At 28.9% G+C, this 2,736-nt stretch carries 3 protein-coding genes and 1 pseudogene; 3 read left to right on the plus strand and 1 reads right to left on the minus strand.

Translation table 11 applies throughout. The features are described 5' to 3' along the window. Positions 1–64, minus strand: a 64-nt coding sequence (locus CI949_RS21050; RefSeq protein WP_365942005.1) for an AAA family ATPase, incomplete at its 3' end; no start/stop codon positions are given. Positions 65–210: 146 nt separating this feature from the next. Between CI949_RS21050 and CI949_RS19460 the strand changes: the two genes are divergently transcribed. The 3 genes and pseudogenes from CI949_RS19460 to CI949_RS19470 all read left to right on the plus strand — a co-directional run. After that, complete coding sequence (locus CI949_RS19460; protein WP_290769490.1) at positions 211–1,245, plus strand: zinc-binding dehydrogenase; 1,035 nt, start codon at positions 211–213, stop codon at positions 1,243–1,245. A gap of 51 nt (positions 1,246–1,296) precedes the next feature. Further along, positions 1,297–2,373: a hypothetical protein gene (locus CI949_RS19465; RefSeq protein WP_290769492.1), complete on the plus strand. Its 1,077-nt coding sequence runs from the start codon at positions 1,297–1,299 to the stop codon at positions 2,371–2,373. After that, positions 2,357–2,736 (plus strand): annotated as a pseudogene (locus CI949_RS19470) (DNA mismatch repair protein MutS); the annotation flags it as partial. The gene CI949_RS19465 and the pseudogene CI949_RS19470, both read left to right, overlap by 17 nt.

The raw sequence follows: 2,736 nt of genomic DNA on the forward strand, positions 1-2,736 counted from the left end.
GCTCTAAGGTTGATAGAAAAAGTGTCTTTCCAAATCTCCTCGGCCTTAAAAAAAATATATAAATCTTAAAAAAGGTTTTTTTAGCTTATAATGTACATTATTTCACAAAAAACAACTAAAAAACGCGCTTTTGGGAGGTTTGGTATAAATTATGCATTAAAATAAGAGTGGGTGATTAAAATATATATTAAAAAAAGGAAGGTGTTAAAAATGAAAGGTAGTAAGTATGGAACTCACAGAGTAATTAAAAACAAAGGTGATTTACCACAACCAGCAGAAAAAATTGATAATAGCATGGAAATCTATGATAATGAAATCTTAATAGATGTTAAAACTCTTAATATTGATTCAGCTAGCTTTACTCAGATTAAAAAAGAAGCTGAAGGAGATAAAGAAAAAATTGCAGAAATAATGCAAAGAATAGTAAAAAATAGAGGTAAACATCATAATCCAGTAACTGGTTCTGGTGGAATGCTCGTTGGTGTAGTTGAAGAAATTGGTGAAGATATTGCTGATGATATTGACTTAGAAGTTGGAGATGAAATTGCAACTTTAGTTTCTCTATCATTAACTCCTCTAGTAATTGATGAGATTTTAGAAATTAGAGAAGATACTGATCAAGTTGATATTAAAGGTAAAGCAATTTTATTTGAAAGTGGAATTTATGCTAAGCTTCCAGATGATATGTCAAGAAACTTAGCTTTAGCTATTCTTGATGTTGCAGGTGCTCCTGCCCAAACTGCTAAGCTAGTAAATCCTGGTGACAGTGTACTAATTATTGGTGCTGGTGGAAAATCAGGAACATTATGTTTACATGAAGCTCAAAAAAGAGCAGGTATTTCTGGAGAAGTTATTGCCTTAGAATATAGTGAAGAAGGCTGTGAAAGAGTAAGAAAATTAGGTTTAGCTGATAAAATAATTCAGGGTGATGCAACTAAGCCAACTGAAGTTTTAACTAAAATTGAAGAAGCTACAGATGGTGAGTTAGTAGATCTTACTATTAACTGTGTTAACATTCCTAATACTGAATTATCATGTGTATTAGCTACAAAAGATAGTGGAAAAGTTTACTTCTTTAGTATGGCTACTAGCTTTACAGCAGCTGCTTTAGGTGCTGAGGGTGTTGGTAAAGATACAGAAATGGTAATTGGTAATGGTTATACTAAAAACCATGCTGAAATTGCATTACAGGTAGTTAGAGAAAATAAAGATATCAAAGAACTTTTTGAAAAGATTTATCTCTAAAATATAGAATCAAAAATTGATTAAGTGCTGATAAGTTTGAGAGGATAAAATATGAATTTATTAGAGCGTATAAAAAATAAAAAAGCTAAATCAGTTTCAATAATTGGGATGGCTAAAAACACTGGTAAAACTGTTACTCTTAATCATATTTTGAAATTGGCTGAGTTGTCAAAGCAAAAAATAGCTTTGACAACTATTGGCCTTGATGGAGAAGATAAAGATAAAGTTTTGGATAATCCAAAGCCAAATATAGTTCTTTTAGAAAATATGATAATTGCTAATGCCAAGCAATTATTAATTGAAAGTAAACTTGACTTTAAAATACTTGCTGTAACTGGTATTGATTCTCCTTTAGGAGAGATTGTGATTGCTGAAAGTAAAGAAAGTGGTTTTATTAAATTAAGTGGTCCTAGTTCTAAATATGAAATGCAAATTATTAAGAATAAATTAGCTCAATATAAACCTGATTTAATTTTAATAGATGGTGCCTTAGACAGAAGATCTTTTTCTTCGCCTGCTTTAACTGATGCCACTATTTTAGCTACAGGTGCTGTTACTGCTGAAAGTGTAAATTCAATTGTTAATAAAGTGAATTACCAATCAGAATTATTTAAATTAGAGAAAAGTCAAGATCAAAGAATTAATAAAATAATTTCAAATCTTAGTTCAGAAACTAAAGTCTTAATAATAAGTAATGATTATCAGACTAAAAGTTTAAAACTAAAAACTGCTTTAAGTAATATGGAAGAAGTTATTAATTCTATTGATTCTGAAACAAAGGCTATTTATTTCAATGGAGCTTTAGTTAATAAAACAATAAGTACTTTTATAGAAAAATGTGCTTTTGTTAATCAAGTAGAGATTATTGTTAACGATGCTACTCATATATTTATTAGTCCGATGCTTTTTAATAGGTTAAATGCAAAAAATGGGAAAATTAAAGTAAAAGATGAGATCAATCTTTTAGGTATAACAATTAATCCCTTTTCACCAAATGGAACTTATTTAGATCCTTTAGAATTGTTAGAAAAAACTTCTAAAGCTGTAGCTCCTATACCTTGTTATGAGGTAGTTTTAAATAAAATGAGTTCTGGTAAAGGAGTTGAAAATATTGGATTTTTTGAATGAAGAAATTAGCAAAAATATTGGATTTAAACAGCTTTGGCAAGAAATAGAGCCTGTTTCAGAGTTAGGAATGAGAGCTAAAAAAAAGTTTAAACCTTATTTAGTTAAAGAAAAAACAGAATTGAAATTAGAATTAGATAAGCTTGAATTTTTAATTAATATAATTAAGCAAGAAGAATCAGAGTTTTTCAAATTAAAGAGTTTACTAAAAGTTGTAAAAAATATTTATGGTATTGTCAATCAGAGCCGAAGCAAAAAAACAGTGCTCGATGATATAGATGTTTTCGAAATCAAAAAAAGTATAATTCAAAGCCGAAAAATTAAATATTGTGTATCTTCTTTAGCATCTCCTAACCCAACATTAAC

Source organism: Halanaerobium sp., from assembly GCF_003070835.1.